We start from the raw sequence: 1,074 nt of genomic DNA, 5'->3' as shown, positions 1-1,074 counted from the left end.
CCACCCAATACCGAAACTACTCAACCGAGCTCAAGACGAACCGCGTCGGTGGATCGAGGCTAAGGAGCCTGCCCCAGACCACAAGCACGCGGCTGCGCCCCTCGCCAGCCTTCCAATCAAGATCTAATAGCGGGTATCGGCAGGCTCGGCCGCTACCCGCGACCGATCTCCGAGATTTTTGTGTCACGCGCCGCTTCCCAGCTCCTGTTGCAAAATGTTAAGGTTGTCTATACCAGTAGAAAGGATGACACACATGAGCCCCGACCGAGCGTCTACACAGACCGTCCAGGACCAGGACTACGAAGCTCTCCTCGAAGACACCATGCGCGAACTTGCAACGAACGAGCCGGACGATGAGCCGGGGTTGATGGACGCGACCCTCGATGGAGACGTACTCACGACCGCATGGTTCATCGCCGGTTTCGATCCCGTAGGCGGCGACGCCAACGACTAGCGCCGGGGGCCTCAAGCAACATAGGTGCCTTCTTCGCCCGTCGACAGAGGACATCTTGCCGCTACGCCATGTCGAGAGGCGAAGCCCACCGTAACCCCTCTGAGTCAGCATGGCTAATTGCGGATCTTCGGACGGTTGGTTGATGGGACGGCCACCGTTGGGATGGTTGGATGGTTGCCCCCTTCCCGTGCCGTTGGAGGCCACCCAGATGTGGCTTGCCGCGTATAAGGGCGGAGAATTTACGTCCACGGGGCCGACCGGCTGGATGGTGTCCTACCGCTTTGACAAGCCTGGGCCAGCAACGTTGGACCCGCTACTCCAGCTCGGCCGGAGGATGTCTGACGGCTACCCCTGCGCCACTTCGCTTCTCCCGAGCGGGCATCTCCCGGGTTTGATCGGACTAGGGAATGATGTCGAAGAACTGTTGGACCGCTGGATGACGCACGCTGAGGACCATGAGCTCGCGACGCTGGCGGTCCAACACGTTCCTGCGGAGAGCCCAATGGTGGACGTTTTGCTAAAGCGAGGCTTCGTCCCGTTTTGGTCATGCACGCAGGCCGCACTGACCTAAACTTTGGTCGTTTTGTTGGCAATACTGCTGGTTTTGGGCTGGGTGCGGG

At 60.2% G+C, this 1,074-nt stretch carries 1 protein-coding gene; it reads left to right on the top strand.

Annotated elements, in window-relative coordinates:
• Positions 1-253 precede the first annotated feature (253 nt).
• Complete coding sequence (locus tag ACFHWU_RS29175; protein WP_416592308.1) at positions 254-454, top strand: hypothetical protein; 201 nt, start codon at positions 254-256, stop codon at positions 452-454.
• Positions 455-1,074: the final 620 nt, after the last annotated feature.

This window comes from Micromonospora sp. LOL_015 (assembly GCF_048060275.1).
Classification (GTDB): domain Bacteria; phylum Actinomycetota; class Actinomycetes; order Mycobacteriales; family Micromonosporaceae; genus Micromonospora_E.
This window is presented reverse-complemented; position numbering and strand designations above follow the sequence as displayed.

Excerpts from the sequence above, each read along its gene's own strand:
- ACFHWU_RS29175 (WP_416592308.1), top strand. The coding sequence starts at position 254 with ATGAGCCCCGACCGAGCGTCTACACAGACCGTCCAGGACCAGGACTAC.